At 56.0% G+C, this 19901-nt stretch carries 21 protein-coding genes; 14 read left to right on the top strand and 7 right to left on the bottom strand.

The annotated features are described in order from the left end of the window. Positions 1-11: 11 nt before the first annotated feature. Both AC6RNO_RS29630 and AC6RNO_RS29625 read left to right on the top strand, forming a co-directional pair. A complete protein-coding gene (locus tag AC6RNO_RS29630) occupies positions 12-1097 on the top strand; it encodes a beta-propeller fold lactonase family protein (protein ID WP_497107689.1) in 1086 nt (361 codons plus the stop codon). Between the two features lie 175 nt (positions 1098-1272). After that, positions 1273-1428: a hypothetical protein gene (locus AC6RNO_RS29625; RefSeq protein WP_474681102.1), complete on the top strand. Its 156-nt coding sequence runs from the start codon at positions 1273-1275 to the stop codon at positions 1426-1428. A 1089-nt stretch (positions 1429-2517) separates the two neighbouring features. On the opposite strand, the gene AC6RNO_RS29620 is transcribed toward AC6RNO_RS29625, so the two are convergent. From AC6RNO_RS29620 to AC6RNO_RS29605, 4 genes are all read right to left on the bottom strand, one after another. Next, positions 2518-4662: a glycosyltransferase family 39 protein gene (locus AC6RNO_RS29620; protein WP_497107688.1), complete on the bottom strand. Its 2145-nt coding sequence runs from the start codon at positions 4660-4662 to the stop codon at positions 2518-2520. A gap of 608 nt (positions 4663-5270) precedes the next feature. Beyond that, positions 5271-5423, bottom strand: coding sequence for a hypothetical protein (locus AC6RNO_RS29615; protein WP_497107687.1), 153 nt, complete (start codon positions 5421-5423; stop codon positions 5271-5273). A gap of 111 nt (positions 5424-5534) precedes the next feature. Continuing rightward, on the bottom strand, positions 5535-5741 hold the full coding sequence (locus tag AC6RNO_RS29610; protein WP_474681099.1) for a YwbE family protein: 207 nt from the start codon (positions 5739-5741) through the stop codon (positions 5535-5537). A gap of 125 nt (positions 5742-5866) precedes the next feature. Next, the gene (locus tag AC6RNO_RS29605; RefSeq protein ID WP_474681098.1) at positions 5867-6055 is read right to left on the bottom strand and encodes a hypothetical protein; all 189 of its coding nucleotides are present in this window, start codon (positions 6053-6055) and stop codon (positions 5867-5869) included. Positions 6056-6082: 27 nt separating this feature from the next. Between AC6RNO_RS29605 and AC6RNO_RS29600 the strand changes: the two genes are divergently transcribed. The 8 genes from AC6RNO_RS29600 (at position 6083) to AC6RNO_RS29565 (ending at position 13888) form a co-directional block, all read left to right on the top strand. Further along, on the top strand, positions 6083-6994 hold the full coding sequence (locus AC6RNO_RS29600; RefSeq protein ID WP_497107686.1) for a helix-turn-helix domain-containing protein: 912 nt from the start codon (positions 6083-6085) through the stop codon (positions 6992-6994). 16 nt (positions 6995-7010) lie between these two features. Continuing rightward, positions 7011-8000, top strand: coding sequence for a Gfo/Idh/MocA family oxidoreductase (locus AC6RNO_RS29595; protein ID WP_497107685.1), 990 nt, complete (start codon positions 7011-7013; stop codon positions 7998-8000). A 69-nt stretch (positions 8001-8069) separates the two neighbouring features. Further along, positions 8070-8870 carry a TIM barrel protein gene (locus AC6RNO_RS29590; protein WP_497107684.1) on the top strand — a complete coding sequence of 267 codons (801 nt, stop codon included), beginning with the start codon at positions 8070-8072 and terminating at the stop codon, positions 8868-8870. 56 nt (positions 8871-8926) lie between these two features. Continuing rightward, positions 8927-10375 carry a sulfatase-like hydrolase/transferase gene (locus AC6RNO_RS29585; RefSeq protein ID WP_497107683.1) on the top strand — a complete coding sequence of 483 codons (1449 nt, stop codon included), beginning with the start codon at positions 8927-8929 and terminating at the stop codon, positions 10373-10375. A 6-nt stretch (positions 10376-10381) separates the two neighbouring features. Then, positions 10382-11419, top strand: a complete 1038-nt coding sequence (locus tag AC6RNO_RS29580) for a Gfo/Idh/MocA family oxidoreductase (RefSeq protein ID WP_497107682.1) — start codon at positions 10382-10384, stop codon at positions 11417-11419. Then, positions 11416-11961: an adenylyl-sulfate kinase gene (cysC, locus tag AC6RNO_RS29575; RefSeq protein WP_497107681.1), complete on the top strand. Its 546-nt coding sequence runs from the start codon at positions 11416-11418 to the stop codon at positions 11959-11961. The genes AC6RNO_RS29580 and cysC overlap by 4 nt, the downstream gene beginning before the upstream one ends. Then, on the top strand, positions 11958-13349 hold the full coding sequence (locus tag AC6RNO_RS29570) for a sulfatase-like hydrolase/transferase (protein WP_497107680.1): 1392 nt from the start codon (positions 11958-11960) through the stop codon (positions 13347-13349). Before cysC ends, AC6RNO_RS29570 begins: the two co-directional genes overlap by 4 nt. 5 nt (positions 13350-13354) lie before the next feature. Then, positions 13355-13888, top strand: coding sequence for a hypothetical protein (locus tag AC6RNO_RS29565; RefSeq protein WP_497107679.1), 534 nt, complete (start codon positions 13355-13357; stop codon positions 13886-13888). Here AC6RNO_RS29565 and AC6RNO_RS29560 read toward each other — a convergent pair. Both AC6RNO_RS29560 and AC6RNO_RS29555 read right to left on the bottom strand, forming a co-directional pair. After that, positions 13871-14674, bottom strand: a complete 804-nt coding sequence (locus tag AC6RNO_RS29560) for a polysaccharide deacetylase family protein (protein ID WP_474681089.1) — start codon at positions 14672-14674, stop codon at positions 13871-13873. The genes AC6RNO_RS29565 and AC6RNO_RS29560 overlap by 18 nt on opposite strands. Positions 14675-14838: 164 nt before the next feature. After that, positions 14839-15687 carry a YheC/YheD family protein gene (locus AC6RNO_RS29555; protein WP_497107678.1) on the bottom strand — a complete coding sequence of 283 codons (849 nt, stop codon included), beginning with the start codon at positions 15685-15687 and terminating at the stop codon, positions 14839-14841. A gap of 198 nt (positions 15688-15885) precedes the next feature. Here AC6RNO_RS29555 and AC6RNO_RS29550 point away from each other — a divergent pair, with 198 nt between their 5' ends. After that, positions 15886-16437 (top strand): hypothetical protein, encoded by a 552-nt coding sequence (locus AC6RNO_RS29550; protein ID WP_474681087.1) that lies wholly within the window; start codon positions 15886-15888, stop codon positions 16435-16437. Between the two features lie 59 nt (positions 16438-16496). On the opposite strand, the gene AC6RNO_RS29545 is transcribed toward AC6RNO_RS29550, so the two are convergent. Then, positions 16497-17411, bottom strand: coding sequence for an FAD:protein FMN transferase (locus AC6RNO_RS29545; protein WP_497107677.1), 915 nt, complete (start codon positions 17409-17411; stop codon positions 16497-16499). A gap of 191 nt (positions 17412-17602) precedes the next feature. On the opposite strand from AC6RNO_RS29545, the gene AC6RNO_RS29540 reads away from it, so the two are divergent. From AC6RNO_RS29540 to AC6RNO_RS29530, 3 genes are read left to right on the top strand one after another with little or no spacing between them, the layout of a single operon-like run. Beyond that, positions 17603-17923 (top strand): hypothetical protein, encoded by a 321-nt coding sequence (locus AC6RNO_RS29540; RefSeq protein WP_497107676.1) that lies wholly within the window; start codon positions 17603-17605, stop codon positions 17921-17923. Continuing rightward, positions 17904-18623, top strand: a complete 720-nt coding sequence (locus AC6RNO_RS29535; protein ID WP_474681085.1) for a response regulator transcription factor — start codon at positions 17904-17906, stop codon at positions 18621-18623. Before AC6RNO_RS29540 ends, AC6RNO_RS29535 begins: the two co-directional genes overlap by 20 nt. Further along, positions 18596-19897 carry an ATP-binding protein gene (locus AC6RNO_RS29530; protein WP_497107675.1) on the top strand — a complete coding sequence of 434 codons (1302 nt, stop codon included), beginning with the start codon at positions 18596-18598 and terminating at the stop codon, positions 19895-19897. Before AC6RNO_RS29535 ends, AC6RNO_RS29530 begins: the two co-directional genes overlap by 28 nt. The last annotated feature ends 4 nt before the right edge of the window (positions 19898-19901 follow it).

The following is a 19901-nucleotide window of genomic DNA, read 5'->3' as shown; positions in this document are numbered from 1 at the left end:
TTGTAGATGGGATGTGCATAATGTTGGAAAATAATATCGTAGCTTTCATAGGTTCCTATGCAGATTCAAGTACACCAGGGGTATATGCATGCAAGTACGATGCGGAAACCGGAAGCCTTGAGCTGATCGGCCAAACGGCAGGGCTGCAAAATCCGACTTTCCTCGACATCGATGCGGCTAATAAGAGATTATACGCCATTTCCGAGGGCGTCGGTGCGGACAATCAGCGCTGCGGTGCCGCGGCTGCATTTGCTTTTGATCCCGCAACCGGAACGCTGACGCTGCTGAATGAAGAGATCACAGTGCCGGCAACGACTTGTCATATTATTTTGGATCATACCGGAAAGTGCTTGATGGTTTCCAGCTATCACGGCGGCATGGCCGGGTTGTCGCCTGTGCTGGAGGACGGGCGAATCGGTGCGGCCGCGGACATTCGGCAGCATCATGGCTCCAGCGTCCTTCCCGTGCAGGACCGCCCGCGCGTGCATTCCGTGTTCATCGACCGGAACAACCGGTTTGCCGGCGTTTGCGATCTGGGTTTGGATCGCATCTTTATGTATCGGCTTGACGCCGCCGCGCATCGCCTCATCCCTCACAATGAGGTCGCAGTTGCACCGGGTTCGGGGCCGCGGCATTTTGCGTTTCACCCTTCGTTTGCATACGGGTACCTCATTAACGAGCTGAATGCTACGATAACGGCGTTCTCGTATGACGAAGAACTGGGTGAATTGCGCGAAATCCAAACCGTACCTACGCTGCCGGACTCGTATGAGGGGGAAAACTCCTGCGCGGACATTCACGTTTCTCCGGACGGAAAGTTTTTGTACGGATCCAATCGGGGGCATGACAGCATCGTCGTATATGCCATCGATCAGGCCTCCGGCCGGCTCGCCTTCGTCGAGCACGTGTCGACGCTGGGCGGCCATCCGCGCAATTTCGCGATTTCGCCGGATGGACGTTTCCTGCTGGCGGCAAATCGGGACGGCGGCAGCATCGTGACGTTTGCCAGGGACGCCGCCACCGGCAAGCTCGTTCCGACGGGAGCGGTGTTCCACGTGTCGAAGCCGGTGTGCTTGAAGTTCGCCGCGTTTGAATGAGCTTGAACGATTGAACGCCCTCGGCCCCTTGTGCCGGGGGCTTTTTTTGTTTCTGTTGTGACATTTGTCACATGAAAATAAGTCCATTCTTTGTATATTGGACGCAAGACGATCTTTCAGACATGCGTTGACAGCTAATGTACGAGAAAAGCATACGATGGAGGTGTGTGAGGCGATGATTACTTGCGAGCAATGCGGCAAAACCAACGGGCACGGCGAAATCGGGACAAATTGGGTCTGCGAGGACTGCAAAATGGGCGAGGACGAAACTCCCCGCCAGCCGGACGAGGCCCCGGGGAAGGAAGCGAAGACTGGGCAGAATCAGGAGTAAGGCGGGAGGCGGGCGCAAAGCGGGCTGAAGTAGGAGTGAGGCGGAAGGCGGGCGCAAAGTGGGCTGAAGTAGGTGTGAGGCGAAGGCGGGCAAGTGGGCTGAAGTAGGAGTAAGGTGGAAGTGCGTCGGGACACGTCCACCTTGTGACCTCACCGGGTGCCGCGCCTCTGTAGGAGCCACTTCCCTGGGAGCCACCTCTTTGGGCGCTGCCTCGTGGGAGCCGCTTCCCTGGGCCACCTCTCTGGCCCCGCCATCCTGGGCGCCATCTCCCCGGGACCATCTCCCTGGGCGCCTTTTTCCCGGGAGCTTTCTCCCCCGGGGGGAGGGGAAAGGGGAGACCGGAGGAGGGGCCTTCCAGAGTGGTGACAAACAACGTTCGCGTGGGCGATTTTCGCGGAGCCTGACTCGCGCGTCGCCCCTGGAACGATGGGAAAATCGTTGCTGGAGCCGCGGGGGAGCTTCGAACGATGGCAAACATCGTTCGAGCGAGCGATCCTGCGCAAAAAAACTGCAAAAGTACATCTTTTTGCGCGTTGATGCACTCGCTGAGAAAAATTCCTGCAAAAGTGCAGGCTTTTCGCGGAAATCTAGTGCCCAGCCCTGTCCTGCGCAAAAATTCCTGCACAATCGCAGGCTTTTCGTCCAAACGGACCGTTTCTTGAGAAAATTCCTGCACAATTGCAGGTTTTCCCGCTATCGTGCCAAATTGGTTGCGCTTTCAAACCTTTGGAGCGGAAAAAACACAAAATAACCCTCGGCGCCCAACAAAATAATCTCCCATGCCACCCAATTAGCTTACGACGCCCAACAGAATAATCTGCAATACCCAGTAAACTAACCTACGACGCCCAACAAATTCCCCTTCTTATCCCCACTTATGCGGTAACAGTGACCTAGAAAAACGAAATTTACTTGTCGGAGCTTGTTTGGGTGGAACTTTTTTGAATAGGTGGTGTGGGGGCATCGCGAAGGATTGTACAAGGCTCCGGGATTTTTGTGGGAACTGCTTTCGGTCGTTTTAGGACAGCATACGGGGAGCGGTTGGTCAACAAAAAAGGACGCCTCCGTTTGCGGAGGCGTCTTTTTGATTCAGGATAGCGTGTTGTACTGATACAAGACTTCGCCTGATTTGGATTTGCCCGCGGCTTGGTTGCCGGGTGAAACGATGGTGCAATGCTGCAAAATCCAGTCGGTATATGGCATTTTTCTGCCGAAGCCGGAGTTCTGGGGCAGCAGGAAGTATTTGACTTTCCCTTCCTGGGCGAGCTGCTGGAGCTGATCCTTCGTCAGTATCGGATCGGAGCCGCTGAAGCCGCCCAAGGTGAGAACGGGCAGGCCGGTATTGAGAATGAGCGGCGATGAAGTTTGCGCCGACGGCGTCGCCACCAGGTAGTCGCCGCTGGTGTAGTGCGCCTGGAGGAAGGAAGTCAGACTTTCTTCCTCCTTCGACTGCAGGCTCGCCGTATGGCGGCTAGCCAGTTCCGGGCCGGCGACCGGGTCGGAGCCGCCGGCACCATAGTATGCCGGTGTCGCCGACCAGACGACCGGACCGATCAAAAGCGCGAGCAGGCAGGAGCCTTTCGCGATAAAGCCGATGAAGCGGCTGCGTTCTTTTCGCAGCAGCAGGAATGCCGCCAGGGCGCCGAGGGACACGACGGTCAGCCCGCCGATGACGTAAGCGAGCGGCTGGCCGAGCCCCTTATAGCTGAGCGCTATCGTGACCGCAAGCGCAGCCGTGGCGGGCAGCGCCGCAAAAAGCAGCCAGACGCTCCGCTTGCTGTTGGCCGCATACCGCCAAAGCTGTACGAGTCCTGCTCCTGAGAGCGCGGCGATAGAGGGGGCCATCATGACGGTGTAATAACGATGGAACATCGTAGCCATACTAAAAAATACCGCCATCGGCACAAGCCACGCCAGCCAGAACAGGACGTGCCTGTGCTGCGCACTAAGTCTGGAAGGCCTGTGCAGCGGTGCTCTCCACAGCAGAGCGGCCGCACCTAGCAAGGCCAGCGGCAGCAGCCAGCCGACTTGCCCGCCAAGATCGGGCGTCAGCAGCCGGAATGGGCCCGCTTTGGCGGCGGCGCCGCGGCTGTAGTCCCTGGCGCCTGAATCGGCCGCGTCATGGGAAGCCGCAGTTGAAGCCGTCCGCTGAAGCCCGCTCGCGGCTTCAAAATTCGCGCGCGGACCTTCCGCAGAAGCAGTCCAGGCATCAGCCCTTGCACCGGCGTTAGCTCCTGCCCAGGTTCCAGCACTACTTCCAGTTCCGGCATCACCCGCCGTACCAGCACTAGCTCGCGCCTTGGTTTCACCCGTTATCCCAGCGTCAGCCGCCGACTTTGTTTCACCTATAGTCCCAGCCCCGGCTCCTGCCCTTGTCCCATCACTCGTCCCGGACTCGGTTCCGCCTTTGGAACCCGCAAACAGATGGGACGTTTGCGAAAAGCGGTCCGCCGCGTTGTGCTCCAAGGCGAGCTCAAGGACGGAGTTGCCTTTGGTGCTGCCGACGTACGGGCGCTCATTTTGGGGGGTGAGATCGACGGCGAACGCCCAGGATAAAGAGACGACCGCCAAAGTGACAGCGGCGAACGTGAACTGTTTGAGCTTGCTTCTCCAGTTGAACCCCGGAGCAAGCAGCACAAACAAAAAGAACGCCGGCAGCACCAGGTAGGCTTCCATCATTTTGATGTTGAAGCCGATGCCGATCATCGCCGCGGCAGCGACGGTCCAGCGGACCACGCGGCCGGTTTCCGCCGCTCTGAACAGCATCCAGGCCGCGAGCAGAACGGCGAGCACGAGCGTGCCGTCAATCGTGTTGTTGCGCGCCGCGGCGACGGAAATCGGCGTTACCGCCAGGATCAGCGCCGCGATCAGACCGCTGGCGGTGCCGAACACTTTGCCGACCAAACGATAGATCAGCACGACGGACAAAAGGGCCGCTGCGATTTGCGGGAGCATTAGGGCCCAGCCGTGAAATCCGAACACGGCCGCACTAATAGCCTGCAGCCAAAATCCGAAAGGCGGCTTGTCGACGGTCACGAAACCGCCGGGATCGTAGGCCAAATAAAAGAAATTGTGCCAGCTTTCCAGCATGCTTTTCACACCTGCCGCATAATAAAGATTTCCGTATCCTTCCTGGTTCAGCCGATACGTATTCAGGGCAAGGGAAAGCAGCACAATGGCTGACAGCATCACATGTTTCGGGCGAATGTTACCCAATAAACGTCTTGATGGCATTGCTGGCCTCCTCCTCGGCATTTGTTCGTTTCCCCCAATATACCCACCGCGGATGACAAAAAGCTGAAAAAAACCTTAAAACAAAATAAGTTCTGTCTGGCCGACGGTCGTGCGGTGCAGTTGATCATCGTTTACGTGAGCGGTACGGTGAAATGTCCGAGGTCTACTTCGCCGTCCCGGTCTCCCGGTAGCGCTGCGGCGAGACACTTTTGCAGGTATTGCTGGTTGCCAAGTAGCTTCACAAAGCCGCCGGTGCTATCGAGCCGGTGAAAACCATCGTAGTTGAGGCGCAAACGTCTGGAACGTCGGCAGTAAGCAAAAAGCCTGCGAAAGTGCAGGCTTTTTGCTCGTTGATACGCTGACGGAAGAAGTATTCCTGCAATTGTGCAGTTTTTTTCGCTAAATGTGGGGTTCAGGCCCGGGTATAGTCGAAAATTCCTGCACAATCGCAGGCNGATACGCTGACGGAAGAAGTATTCCTGCAATTGTGCAGTTTTTTTCGCTAAATGTGGGGTTCAGGCCCGGGTATAGTCGAAAATTCCTGCACAATCGCAGGCTTTTTCGCCGAACGGGGTGCTACTCTGGAAAAAGCCTGTACTTTTGCAAGTTTACGCGCCGCCAAGTAGCTTCACAAAGCCGCCGGCGCCACCGAGCCGGTGAAAACCGACTTTGCGCAGCAGGCGCAAACGGCCCGCTTTCATCGTCCCCTCACAGCAGAGCCTGTCGATGTGAGTTTCCGCGGTCACGCGTGTGGGAATCATCGCTCCGGGAACGTAAACGGCCGGCTTCGGCGGCGTAGAAAAGCCCCCGCAGCAGGGTCCGGCGATCTGAGTGTCCCGGAGGCAGGTTTTTGTAGTCGGTGTCCCGCAGCTTTATTCGGCTGTGATGATGGCTTTGACCCGGCCGACGGCTCCGCTTTGCAGCCTAACTTTAACCCCGTGCGGGTGATAGGGCGAGTTGGTCAAAATATCTTTTACGACACCGCGGGTCAATTGTCCTGTGGTCTGGTCTTTTTTCAAAACGATATCTACAAGCAGTCCGGGCCGTAAGGCCGACCGCTGTTGTCCGCCAGTGCTCATGCTTGCGCGCGCTCCTTTCTATGCTTGCCGGATGCCCTCTATCATATAGCAAGTGCAAGCTCAATGCAAAACACTTTAAATCCGGAGTTTTGTTGGAATTTTGTTGGAGTCTTGGCGGCGTTTTATTAATGCTTGTTGACATAGGACGAGCTGCGATGAGTTATAATTTTCATGAAGCAAGCATCCCGGTTCTTTTTGGCGCAATCCCCATGCAAGTTGGCGCGAACCGCAATGAAAGCGGCGGTGCCATTCGATAAGATGATTATCAAGGAGGCCATCGTAATGATAAAAGCGTTGATGTTGTTTACGGACATGGCATGTTCGTCCGGATCGGGGGAGCTATGGTCAAACAACTGAAGACAGCGCAGTACATTTGCGACACCCAAATTCCTTTTAACATCGCCAGATACTACCATGATGAGCACAATATGCCGGTCGATCATTCGCATGATTTTATTGAGCTTGTTTTTCTGGTAAGCGGCAGCGCCCGGCACTTGTTCGAGGGCGAGAGCTATCCGATCCGGTCGGGAGACGTTTTTATTATTAATCCCGGGGAGGTTCACGCTTACCGGACGGAGCCGGGGGAAAGAATCGAAATTATCAACTGCCTGTTTACGCCCGGGCTTATTCACGAGTCTCTGCTGCGCGAGCTGGGCGTTTCGCAGTCGATGGATTATTTTTACGTGCATCCTTTTCTGGATGTTAGAGAGCGCTTTCATCATCGCTTGAATTTGAGCGGAGGGAAGGCGGGGCAGGTGTTGAGTTTGCTGGAAGCGATGATGGCGGAATGGGAGCCGCACCGGCCTGGATACTCGACTGTCATCAAGCTGCAGCTGCTTCAACTGCTTATTGTGCTTTCGCGCTTTTATGCAGAGAGCGTGACGGCTTGCAAGAAGCCGGCCCGCGAGGGCGAGCATACGCTTTTGGTCAGGCGGATCACAGGCTTTTTGGAGCGGCATTTTGACAAGAAACTGGCGGTTCCCGATTTATGCGGTCTTTTTCATATCAGCAACCGGCAGCTGAACCGGATTTTCAAGCAGGAAAGCGGGCAAACCGTAACGGAATGCATCCATCAAATCCGCATCGAGCGGGCAAAGCAGTATTTGGTTGAAGGCAACGATAAGGTGATTCAAATTGCGCATAAGGTGGGCTATGAAGACCCTGCCTTTTTCACGCAGCTGTTCCGGCGCATCGTCGGCTGCTCGCCCGGGCAATACCGGGATGCACATGGGGAGGTTCAGGATTTTATATGACACGGAGGGATGCGGATTGGTTTTAAAAGTCGGGGTTGTCGGTGTAGGCAATATCGGATCGATTCATGCCGGCGTGTACAAGGAGCACCCGAAAACGGAGCTTGCGGCGGTATGCGACATTGTCAAAGAGAAGGCTGATGCGGCGGGAGCCAAATTCGGCTGCAGAGCTTTTTACAGTGTCCGGGAGATGCTGGAAAGCGGGATTGAGCTGGACGCTTGCAGTATGGCGACCAAAGGGGAGGAAAATGGGGGCGAGCATTACGGGCCGACGATGGAGCTTTTGCATGCGGGGATTCCGGTGCTTGGCGAAAAGCCGATTTCCAACCGCATCGACGAGGGAGAGCGCATGGTGGCGCTGGCGAAGGACAACAAACTGCCCTACGGCGTTAACCTCAATCACCGCTTCACCCCCGCCGCTCTGAAGGCCAAAGGGTGGATCGAGGAGGGGCGGCTCGGGAAACTGTATATGATCAATATGAAAATGTGGATCAACAATCCGGTGGAGACGTCGCCGTGGTTCCATTTGCGGGCGCTGCATCCTCATTCTTTTGACGTCATCCGGTATTTTTGCGGGGATGTCCGCAGAGTCGGGGCGTTCATGATGAAAGGGGAGGGTCGAACCATTTGGTCCAATGCCCAGATCATCATGGAATTTGAAAATGGCGCTATCGGCCATCTCGTGGGCAGCTATGACGCCGGGGCGAGCTACGGCCTGGAGTGCGCGGAAGTAGTCGGGTCCAAAGGACGGTTTGTGCTGGAAGACGCTTGCGAGCGCTTGACTTATTTCCCGAGAAATAGCATCGAAACGGAATCGTACCGTTATTTGGGAGGGATGCGCGCTTTTCCGGAAACGTTCAAAAGCCGCATAAGCGACTGGATCGAGCAGCTTGACGCGAAAACCGCATACGACCAAATCCACGGCTCCGGCTCGGATGCGCTTAAAGCGCAGTATATCATTGAAGCGGCCATTCGTTCTTTTGAAACGTCGCGTATTGTTGAACTGTGAGCCAGGAGTCTGGGCATATGCGCAAAAGCAACTCCGCTCGCCAGACTCATCGAAGGGAGAGAAAAGCCAATGATACAACTCGGTATTAATTCGGTATTGTTCAAAGAGTTCGATTTCGCAACCGCAGCCAAACATATCCGGCTGTGCGGCTATGACGGCGTCGAAGTGTCGGCGATTAAAGGCATGTGCGAGCACCTGGAGCTGGACCGCTGGCGGGAGCAGGCTCCCGATATCCGGCGTATCGCGGAGGAGCACGGGCTCAAGCTGCTTTCGATGGAAGTGGCGGCGCTGGATGAGTCCAGGCTGGCGCTTGCTTTCGATGCGGCGCAGGAGCTAGGCATTCCGATCGTCAACGTCGGGCCGGGCGGCAAATCGGGCGTGGAAGACGATCTCGCGGCTTCCATCGACAAGCTGGCGCGGCTGTCGGAGCTGGCCGGCAGGCACGGCGTCACGCTCTGTGTGAAAGCGCACGTCGGTCAAGCCATCTACAACACGCCGACGACGCTTGCGGCGATGGCGCAGATCGAGGCGCGATCGTTCGGCATCGATATGGATCCGAGCCATATTTTTCGGGCGAACGAGAACCCGGAAGAGGCGCTCTCGCAAGTGATCGGACGCGTCCGGCACGTTCATATCCGCGACTGCAAAGGCCGTCAGGCCGGTCCCGGACCGATCGAGGCGCAAGCTTGCGGGCGAGGAGATATCCGCCTGGCCGAATACTGCAAAGTGCTGGCGGAGAACGGTTACAGCGGCCCCGTTTGCCTGGAAGTCATTGGCGCCGGCGGCCACTCGCTTGCACAGGTTTCCATCGTAGCGGCAGAAAGCTGCGGGTATTTGAACGGTGTGCTGAAGTCGCTGGGAATACGGTAAAGAGCACGGTAAAGCAGCGGGTTCAATCCTATTTTGCGAAAAAAGGAGCTTGCGAGATGACGCGAAAAAAAACGAATCTTATTTTGCTCGGCATCGACAGCTTGCGCAGAGATCATATAAGCGGGTACGGCTACCATCGGCTGACGACGCCGCACCTGGACCGCTTCAGCGAAGGGGGCGTGCTGTTCGAGCAGCATATTTCACCGAGCATTCCGACGACTCCGGGATACGCTTCGATGCTGACCGGCATGGACTGCTTCGGCACCGATGTCGTTGCGCTCCGTCACGAAGGCCCGCTGGGCTCCCATGTGGCGACGCTGGCCGAAGTGCTGGGAGCGGAAGGCTACCAGACGACCTGCATCGGGTTTACGGGCAATCCTTCCTCCCGGGGATTTCAGACGTATTTGGATTACGAAGCGTGGGGCATGGACGAAACCGGCAGATGTCCGAAAGCGGAAAATTTGAACAAAACGGCGATCCCCGAACTGAGGCGCCTGGCTGCCGCCGACAAGCCGTTTTTCCTGTTTTTGCGGCATATGGACCCGCATTCGCCGTATTTGCCGCCGAAGCCGTTTGAGCGGATGTTTTATGGCGGCGACGAGAAGGACCCGGACAATCGTTCGCTGGAAAAAATATACCAATTCAAGCCGTTCGCAGACTATTTCGCTTCGTGGTTTCCCGAAGGCTGCACAGACAGCGCCTATATCGACGACCAATATGACGGCGCCGTCGCTTACATGGATGCTTCCATTCAGTCGCTGTTTGCGGCTTTGGCGGCGCTGGGGCTGGAAGAAGAGACGCTGGTCATCGTCACCTCCGATCACGGGGAAACTTTGAACGAGCACGATTGCTATTACGACCATCACGGCTTGTACGAAACGAATTTGCGCATTCCGCTGATACTGCGCCTTCCGGGTACGCTGCCGGCGGGCTTGAGAGTGCGCAGCCAAACGCAGATCAAGGACGTGATGCCGACCGTCCTGGAGCTGCTCGGCGTGGAAAGCGGCATCGCCTTCAACGGGCGCAGCCTGCTGCCGCTCGTGCAGGGCGAAGCGTGGGAGCCGGAAAGCGAGGCGTACATCACCGAATGCACCTGGATGCGCAAGCACGGCTGGCGCACGCCGGAGTGGAAGCTGATCGTGGCTTTGGAGCCGGATCTGCATTTCAAGCCCGCCGTGGAGCTTTACAATTTGATCCGCGACCCGGAAGAACTGCGCAATGTCGCCGACGAGGAGCCGCAAATCGCAGCCCTGCTGCAAACGCGAATGATGTCCTATATCGAGCGGAGGGAAAAGCAGAACGGCCGCATGAACCCGATGGACACGAATCTCAACTGGCATGGAGGAAAAGGCGGGCCTTTCGTTTCCTCCCGGCAGGCTTACGAATCCATGCATATCGGCTCGTCGACGGTGGCCAAAAGGCTGCAGGCCAAAGCTGCGCACGCCGAACCGGAGCAGGAGCAGGCGCCGAACGATGCGGAAAAGCCGCATTCCGACAGGAGGTAGCTCAAGATGCTGAAAGCTGCTGTCGTCGGCGTCAATCACATCGGGCGCATTCACTGCCGGTGTTACAAGGAGCATCCGGATGTAGAGCTTGCCGCCGTCTGCGACTTGAATGAATCTCTGGCTGACGAGGCGGCGCGCCGGTTCGGTGCGAAAGCTTACCGCGATGTGGCGGCGATGCTGGAGGCGGAAGAGCTGGACATCGTCAGCGTCGCCACCGGCGGCATGGAGAACGGTTCGCATCATTACGGGCCGGTGATGGCGGCCATTGCGGCGGGCAAAGACGTCCTGGTCGAAAAGCCGATCTCCAACCGCCTGGAAGAAGCGCGCGAAATGGTTCGCTTTGCCCGGGAAAAGGGTGTGCGCTTCGGCTGCAACCTGAACCACCGCTTCACGCCAATGGCGCTCAAAGCGAAAGAATGGGTCGACCGCGGAGAGCTCGGCCGGCTCCTTTTCATCAATATGAAGCTGACGATCGGCAACCCGAACGAAACGAGCCCGTGGGTCCAGATGAGAGCGCTTCATCCGCATTCTTTCGACGTCATTCGGTATTTTGCCGGAGATGTCAAAAGAGTGCAAGCGTTCATGACCAAAGCTCCCGGCCGTTCGGTGTGGTCTACCGCTTCCGTCAATCTTGAATTCGCATCCGGGGCCGTCGGCCATCTGACGGGCAGCTTCGACATGTGCAACAAGCATCCGATCGAAGCGTGCGAAGTGGCCGGGCACCGCGGCCGGTTCGTTCTCGATAACGTCTACGAATCGCTAACTTGCTATACGCACGGACAGGAGGAGCTGCGGGTGTTCCGCAACCCGGTTCTCGGAGGCTTCCAAGGCTTCGACGACACGTTTCGGATGCGGATCGGCACGTTCGTCAGGCAGGTCAAGGAGCGGGTTCCCGCCGGACAGATCGACGCATCCGGAGCCGACGCGCTGGTCGTGCAGGAGCTCATCGAAGCCGCGATCCGCTCCCAGCTTGCCGGAGGCGCGGTCGTGGACATAGCGGGCGCAGGCATGCCTCATTTGACGGAGGAAGGAGGAGGGATATGAGTCAACAGGACGGGTTGGTGCTGTGGTTCACAGGGCTTTCGGGAGCAGGCAAAACGACGACGGCCCGCTGCTTGCTGGACCGGCTGCGCGAACAGGGAACGAGAGCCGAACTGCTGGACGGCGACGAGCTCAGGGCGGTCATTTCCAAAGGGCTCGGCTTCAGCCGGGAAGACCGCATGGAACATATACGCCGCATCGTCTACATCAGCAGGCTGCTGTCCCGCAACGGGGTGACTGTGCTCGTATCGGCCATCACCCCTTACCGGGAGATGAGGGATTTTGCGCGGAAGGAGCTTCCGGGTTATGTGGAAATTTTTGTGGACTGCCCACTGGAGGAGTGCGAAAGGCGCGATGTAAAAGGGCTTTATGCCCAAGCGCGCGGCGCCGGGCTCAGCCGGTTTACCGGCATCGGAGACCCGTATGAAATTCCGGAGCGGCCGGATATCGTGATCCGCACGCATTTGGAGGATCTGGAAAGCAATGCGGCATTGATTCTCGATTACGTGGCATCCCGACCTGGCGGCAGGGGGGATGCCGGATGAACATCGTCTTCGTCTCGCTGGATACGCTGCGCGCTTCCCGTCTCGGCTGCTACGGGTATGAAAAGCCGACTTCGCCTTACCTCGACGCCATCGCCTCGCAGGGCGTTTTGTTCGAACGGGCGTATGCGGCGGATATCCCGACCGAAGCGGCCCATACGGGGATTTTCACCGGAAAAGTCGGGCTCCGCACCGGCATCGTATCGCACGGCTCCGCCTTGACCGGGCTGGCCAAAAGCGAGCCGTGGCTGCCGGCTTTGCTGCGGGACGCGGGGATTACGACGGCTGCCGTCGACAACTTGTACCAGCTTAAGGAATGGTTCGCGCGCGGCTACCGGTACTACATCAATTCCGCCGGAGCGAAGCGGCATATCGACGGAAAAACGGTCAATGCGCTCGCGCTGCCCTGGATTCGCGAGCATAAGGAGGAGAACTTTTTTCTGTTTCTCCATTACTGGGATACGCATACCCCTTATGTGCCTCCGGCCGAATATGTGTCCCGGTTTTACGAGGCCGGACGCGATCCGTTCGACCCTGCGAACCGCAGCATGGAAGCGGCGTATAATCATGCGGCTTATCCGTTTTTCAAGCACCACCACTACGACATGCTGGGGCCGGTGACGGACGCCGCTTATCTCAACGCTCTGTATGACGCGGAAGTGCGGTATTTGGACGACCGCCTGAAAGAGCTGGATGAAGCGCTGACTGCCGAAGGACTCCGCGAGCGGACTTTGCTGGTGCTGTTCGGCGACCATGGGGAAAGCTTGACTGAGCATGACATTTATTGGGATCATTGCGGACTGTACGAGACGACCGTTCATGTTCCCATGATCATGAGGTGGCCGGGGGTGATCCCGCAGGGCAGGCGGGTGAGCGGGCTCGTGCAGCAGACCGATCTGTTTCCGACGCTGCTGGAAGCCGCGGGTGTGGCAAGTCCCGACACGCCGGACGGCAAAAGCTTGTGGCCGAGCATCCGCGGGGAGCAGGACGGCACGCACGACACCGTCTACTTGAGCGAGTGCGCCTGGCAGGCCGCCCGCGGAGCCGTAACCCGCGACTACAAGCTGATTTGCACGGTGGATTCGGGGCCGTTCACGCGTCCGCGGAGGGAACTGTACGATCTCCGTGCTGACCCGAATGAAACCGATAACGCCGAGCGCCGGCTGCCGGATGTAGCGGACCGTCTGGAGCGGCAGTTGGCCGATTGGGTGCAGGCCACGCTCGCGGAAAAAGCCGATCCGATGGATCGGCAGCTGACGGCCGGGCTGCCCTTTCGCAACCGGATACACGAAATTTTGCTGCAGTACGGGCTGACTTGGGAGTCATGGATAGCCGACCCGCGCCGCTCGCGTTTCGACCGGGCGGCAGAAGCCCGCCGGAGAGGAGGATGATGGGTATGGCCGCACGAAATGGCGCGCAGAAAACCTGCAAAAGTACAGTTTTTTCCCGGTTGATGCGCTGGCTGAGGCATATTCCTGCAAATGTGCAGGCTTTTTGCCGCGAACACGGGCTCTGGTTCATTTTATCGAAAATTCCTGCACAATTGCAGGCTTTTCGCCAAAATGAACCATTTTTACGAAAAAAACCTGCACTTTCGCAGGTTTTCTCCATGCTAAGCCGCCTTGCCCCCTACTTCAGCTCCGCAAACCGAGCAGGAGAGGCGAGTGTTGGGGAAGAGTGGGTATGCCCCTCTGGCTCCTCTAACCCGTCATTTTTTCAACAAGTTGACTTTCGCAGGTTTTCTCTCTGCCAAGCCGCCTTGCCCCCACTTCAGCTCCGCGACCCGAGCCGGAGAGGCGAACGCTGTGCCTCTCCGGTTCCTCTAACCCGTCATTTTATCAACAAGCTGACTTTCGCAGGTTTTCTGCGCGCGGGCCCGCCGCAGCGGCGCAGGAGTCCATCGGCCGGACTCCTAGTTGGCTTTCAGTGAAGTTAGCAGCTCGGGCACCGTGACGAAGGAGTAGCCGTTGCTTTTCAAATACGCGATGATTTGCGGCAAAGCTTCGACCGTGTTGTTGAGGTTTCCTTTTTTGCCGCCGGAGCTGTGCTGCAAAATGATGGCTCCGGGAGACGCTTGTTTTTTGACTGCGGCCATGATTTGCTGAACGCTTTTGCCGTCCCAGTCCATGGTATCTACGGACCATCCGATCAGCCGATGGCCGCTCGACGCGGCATCCGATTTCACCTGTTCATTGACCGCTCCGTAAGGCGCGCGAAAAAGGGAAGGGGACTGCCCGGTTATTTGTTTAATCATCTCGTCCGTTTTTTCAATTTCGTTATGTATGCTTTCTGATGGCAGCTTGGCCAGATCCTGATGATCCCAAGTATGGTTGCCGATGATGTGACCTTCTTCCGCGATGCGTTTGACCGTATCAGGGTACCTTTCTGCATGCTCGCCGACCAGGAAAAACGTAGCCTTGATTTGATTCTTTTTCAGAATATCGAGAATTTTAGGCGTATATTTGTGGTCCGGGCCATCGTCGAATGTAAGAGCAATTTGCTTGCGCGCATCCAAAGGAACATGGTTAATGACACGGTCATCCACCGTTTCCTTGGAAACGGGCTCCGCGATAGATTGCGGGACGGATGCCTTCTCGTGGTCGGGGGGAGCAGTCGCAGCTGCAGCCGTATCAACTTTTGCAGTTTGCGGGGTGCCGCCGCACCCGGAAATTGTAGCAGCCAATAACAAAATCGCCAGTTTGTTGTAGTGTTTCACGGTTTCGCACTTCTTTCAGTTTACTTTTTTGGGGAGGATGAGGGGAACTGCCTATTATGAAAAATATTCATTCACGCAGCGATTTATATCCTGGCCATGCTTCTATTATAGCAATCTTAAATTGCGATGGAAATTGACAATTATTAATATTTTCCGACAAAATATCAGGGCGCTCCGGAGGCGCCCTTTTTGGTGGGAATTCGCTTCGCACGCCTGCCGGACGACTTGTGCGCCGGTCGGGGGGTGCGTGTTTTTTTTGGCAAAAATCTGCCGTGAAGCCGGGTGAGCCGCATCACTCTGCGGAACACTTTGGAATTGCGGAGCTTGAGGAATATGAACGGATCGGGTCTCGAATTCACTTCGAAAATCCACGGAAAACAGTTGCGGTCGAGCCCCACGTCCACGCCGATTTCCTTCAATCGGGGAAAGGCGGTTTGCATATGTGCAGCAACCTTCAGCCCCAGATCGGAAAGCTCTTTTTGGAGCGTTTTGCTTTCGTTCGCATTCAAGTGGGGCTTGAGCAAAACAGGAAGCGGCAAAGGAGTGCCGCCGTTATGATAATTGGTCACAATTCGCCGCGGATGGGCGACACGCCCGATCGTCCCGGTGTGCTCCCATTTGTTCTGCTCATTTTTTTGCACCATGATGCGGATATCGAACGGGCGATTGTTGTAGCGGAGCATGCGGATGCCTTTTTGCACCAAATAAGTGCGCCTGCCGAATTTTCCTTGCATCGATTTGACGAAAGCGTCGAACTTGCCGAACCGGTAGGTCCGCGTATTGTGCGTGTAGACGTAGTTGGTCAATTTCCCGTTTTTCACCATTTCAGCCTTCATAATTCCGAATCCTCCGGTGCCGAGACTAGGTTTGACATACACCATCCCGTATGTTTTCAGCATCGAATCCAGCGCTTCTTTAGACGCTTTTCTCGTCTCGGGGACAAAGCGAGCCAACTCCTTGCTGCGGTTCAATAGCCGGGTTTTGCCCCATTTGTTGTTGTCATACCGTACCATATGATCCCTCCGCCGGAACCGCCCGCTGTCTGCGGCCGCCCCTTGACTCCTGTCTGAAACAGTGTTGTTATATCGTATGGCGTTCGGCCGGTTTGTTTCAGGCGGGGAGCAAGAATGGGCGAGGGAATTTTTTCATTTATTTTTCAGAAAACTAAAGTATAGTTGAGCTGATAGACAAACATAATAGGAGGGAAATTTTTGGAGCAAATTGGAAGAAAATCGGCATCCGCTTCGAATTGGATACCTGCTCATGAGCGGAAATGGGTATATGCGGCGCTCGTTGTGTCCGTCGTATTAGTATGTTGGGAAATGTGGAACTTGCTGCATCTGTCCCCGGCGGTCGTGCAAAGCAAACGATTCGAACATACGTTTAAAAATTACGGTTCCGATGCGAGGCTGGCGTTATTTGTCGTGCTGGCGAACTACGTTCTCCTCCTGATCGTCAAACAGCGCGTTTTTGACAGCTTTCGCAGCGTGAAAAAAGGGCTGGCCGCGCTTTTGCGGTTCGTCCGTACGTGGCATGTCCCTGCTGCAATTATAGCTATCGGCTTCATCGTTCTTCATGCAGTCGCCGTGTTTATGCACGGTTTTGCCTTTGATTTCAACAACATCAGCGGCTTGCTTGCGCTGTTGGTTCTGCTGCCGGTGCCGGTGTCCGGGCTGTTCAGATACAAGAGATTGGACCGGAAATGGCATTTGCGGCTGGGTCTGGCGTTCGCCGTGTTGTTTTTGATCCATGCTTTTCTGTAGCCGACCGCCGCGCTTGCCCTACACGTCCAAAGCCGGCTTGCCCGGCAAGCAGGCCGTTTTTATCCCATGACGAACCCGGGGGTCATCTTGAGCGCCACGGAGGGGAGTACGAACAGCCCTTCCAGGCCGCCCGATTGCAGCAGCCCGAGACCGGGATCAGGCCCCAAAATAAAGGCGGCTGTAGAAAAAGCGTCGGCGAGCATGGCGTAAGGTGCAATGACCGTACAGCTCAGTACGTCTGTCCGGCTTCGTCCGGTTTGCGGAACAATCAGGTGATGTTCGCCGGGCAGCTGCGGATTTTTTCTTTCATAGCCCCCGGATGTACAAACGGCCGTATCGAAAAGCCGCAGCAATCCGATATTCTCGTCATGCCGAAGCGGGTGCCGGATGCCTACTTGCCAAGGCTCGTCCCTGGCATTCAATCCCCCGACGTACAAATCTCCGCCGGCCTCGACGAGAAAGCCTTCGAACGGCTGAAGCTCCTTGACGGCCAGATCGATGGCGAACCCTTTTGCCAGTGCTCCCAAATCCAGAAGGAGCGGTTTTTTCAATAAAAGAGTACGATTTTTTTCGTCGAGCTGCACATCCCGAAAGGAAACGGACGCATGTTCTTCTAACTCATCCGTTACGGGCTGTCCGGTCAGGTAGTGATGCTTGAAGCCGAGCGCAGTCATACGGCTGCCGACCGCCGGATCGAAGCTTCCGTTCGTCAAGGAAGCGACCGTCAGTGCAAACCGGACCAGCTCAAACAACATATCGCTGACCCGGACCGGACTGCCGGGCTGCTTGAAAAGCTGCCGGACTTCGCTATCGTCCGAAAACCGGCTGCACACGCTCTCGACGAGATGAAACGATTGCAGGACGCGTTCGATTTTGCGCAGTGCCTCTTCCTCGGGCTGCGATGTAATCACTTCGATGTGCACCGTCGTTCCCATGGAAAGAGCCTTTCTGGCCACTGTTTTTCTATCCGCCATGGCGATGTCCCCCTTGAAATGGTTTGATTTTTTTATCTTACGTTAAAATAATGAAATCAAACTGAAATTGCTAGAACAAGCTCGCCGCGCCGGGAGACAGCGCATCTTCGAACAGGAGGGGCATCGGCTCTTCCGCAACACATGCATCTCCTGTATGGGTTACGAAACTGAAGTGGGGGGGCGAGGCGGCTTTGCAGGAAAAACCTGCGAAAGTGCAGGAATTTTTTGCAAAAAGGGTCCGTTTTGGCGAAAAGCCTGCGAAAGTGCAGGAATTTTCGATTACAGCGGGTCTGAGCTCATGTTCGCGGCGAAAAGCCTGTACAATTGCAGGAATTCTTCGCGGGCAGCGATTAAGAACGCAAATTCATGTATTTTTGCAGGTTTTCTTCGCGACACCAGGCAGGTTATGCGACTGGCTCGGGCGTCTGGGTTTCTCCGTATCCTGCACTTTTGCAGGTTTTCCGCTAAACGTTGCAAATGGGGGGGATAGACATGAATATTTTGCTCGTTGAAGATGACAGGAAGCTTGGCGAGTTGATTCAATATAAGCTGAAAAAACAGCTGTTCCGGGTGGAATGGGCCCAGGATGCGGATGCTGCGGCGGATTTTATGGAAAGATACCCGTTTGATATTTACATTTTGGATTGGATGATTCCTGGGAAAACAGGCGTGGAGCTGTGCAAGGAAATACGCATGAAAAAAAATCAGACGCCGATTCTGATGCTGACTGCGCGCGATGCCGTTTCAGACCGGGTGCAGGGACTGAATGCGGGAGCGGACGATTATTTGGTCAAGCCATTTGATTTCGAGGAATTGATCGCGCGCCTGAACGCGTTGTACCGGAGGAAGGAAACGGCTTGGGAAGGGGAAGTCAAAGCTTTCGGCGATACGCTTGCCGTCCATTTGACAACCCATGAAGTGTATAGAAACGGTGTTCCCGTCATGCTTTCGCGGCGCGAATTTCAATTGCTCTCGTTCATGGCGAACCATCACGGACAAATATTAAGCAGGGAGCAGCTGCTCGACCGGGTATGGGGAATGGATGCGGACATCACTTTGAACGCTGTCGATGCGACAATCAAGCTGCTGCGCAAAAAATTGGACGATCCGTTCCCGGACAAGCTCATTCACAATGTGCGGGGACTCGGGTACCGCCTGCTGGCGAAAGGGGGAGAAGGGGACCCGTGTTCGAGCGAACGAGAAAGCGATTGACTTTGCTGTTCGGCGGCATTTTGGCCGTAATCTTGATCGTCGTTACCGTTATTTATTACCTCATCCTGCAGCAGACGCTGCAAAAGAACGAGCGGATTCACTTGGCCAACGTGCACGATAAAATGAACCGTCAATGGGAGCACCGGGTGGAAGAGCAGCGAAAAACACGCGGCGACAAGGCGGACGGGCACGAAACGAAAAACATGGAATGGGCGTTCCTGCAATCGGATGAGCTTGCCGTATTGGTAGCTCCCGATGGAAAGACGTCGGCTTCGCCCACCGCTTTTACGGCCATGGGAGCTCAACTGCTGCAATGGGCCCAGAACCGGCAGTACTTGGGGGTGCAAGGAGACGTTTTTCAGCTCGACGACGGAGGGACTAAAGAAACTTTTTTAGCAAGCACGAACACGTTGAGCCTTTCCGGCGGAACTTATTGGGTAGCCGTGAACATTTCCGACGATCTCCTATTGATCGGGCAAATGAAGCTGTTATTGTCCGTTTTTTCGATAGTGCTGCTGACGGTTGCCAGCGTTGTAGGTTATTTTTTTGCCGGAAAAGCGATAGTGCCGATAAAAAATTCGTTTTTTCGGCAAGTCGAGTTTACGACTAACGCCTCGCATGAACTGAGAACGCCGCTTAGCGTCATCCATTCTTCGGTAGAGCTGCTGGAAGAGTGCAAAGAAGCTCTCCCCGATTTTGAACAGCGCGTTCTGACAGGCTTGAAGGATGAAGTGAAGCGCATGATTCGGCTGGTGGAATCTTTGCTGACTTTGGCCCGCAGCGATGCGAAAGTGTCGGTCTACAGGCAGGAGCCGGTCGATTTGGCCCGAATAGCGGCCCAGGCGGTTCAAGCGATGCAGACATTGGCGCGAAAAAAAGAGATTTATTTGCATATGGACCTCTCCCATAAGGAAGAAGCGGCCGTTCAAATCGAAGGAAACGAGGACCAATTGCGGCAATTGGTTTTGATCGTGCTGGACAATGCCATTAAATACACCTCCGCAGGGGGAGAGGTTACAGTCGCGTGTCATAGAGGCAAACATGCCGGAGCGGTTCTGCAGGTCACGGATACGGGGATCGGGATGTCCAGGGAGGAGCTGCCGCACATTTTTGAACGGTTTTACCGGGTGGATAAAGCGCGGTCCCGGGAATTTGGCGGAGCGGGATTAGGGTTGTCCATTGCAGCGGAAATATTGCGGCAGCACCGGGCGTCAGTCCATGTCGAGAGTGAAGCTGGAAAAGGGAGCCGCTTCGAATTCGTGTTTGGACCGTAGCTTT

The organism is Paenibacillus sp. sgz302190, from assembly GCF_059820445.1.
This window is presented reverse-complemented; position numbering and strand designations above follow the sequence as displayed.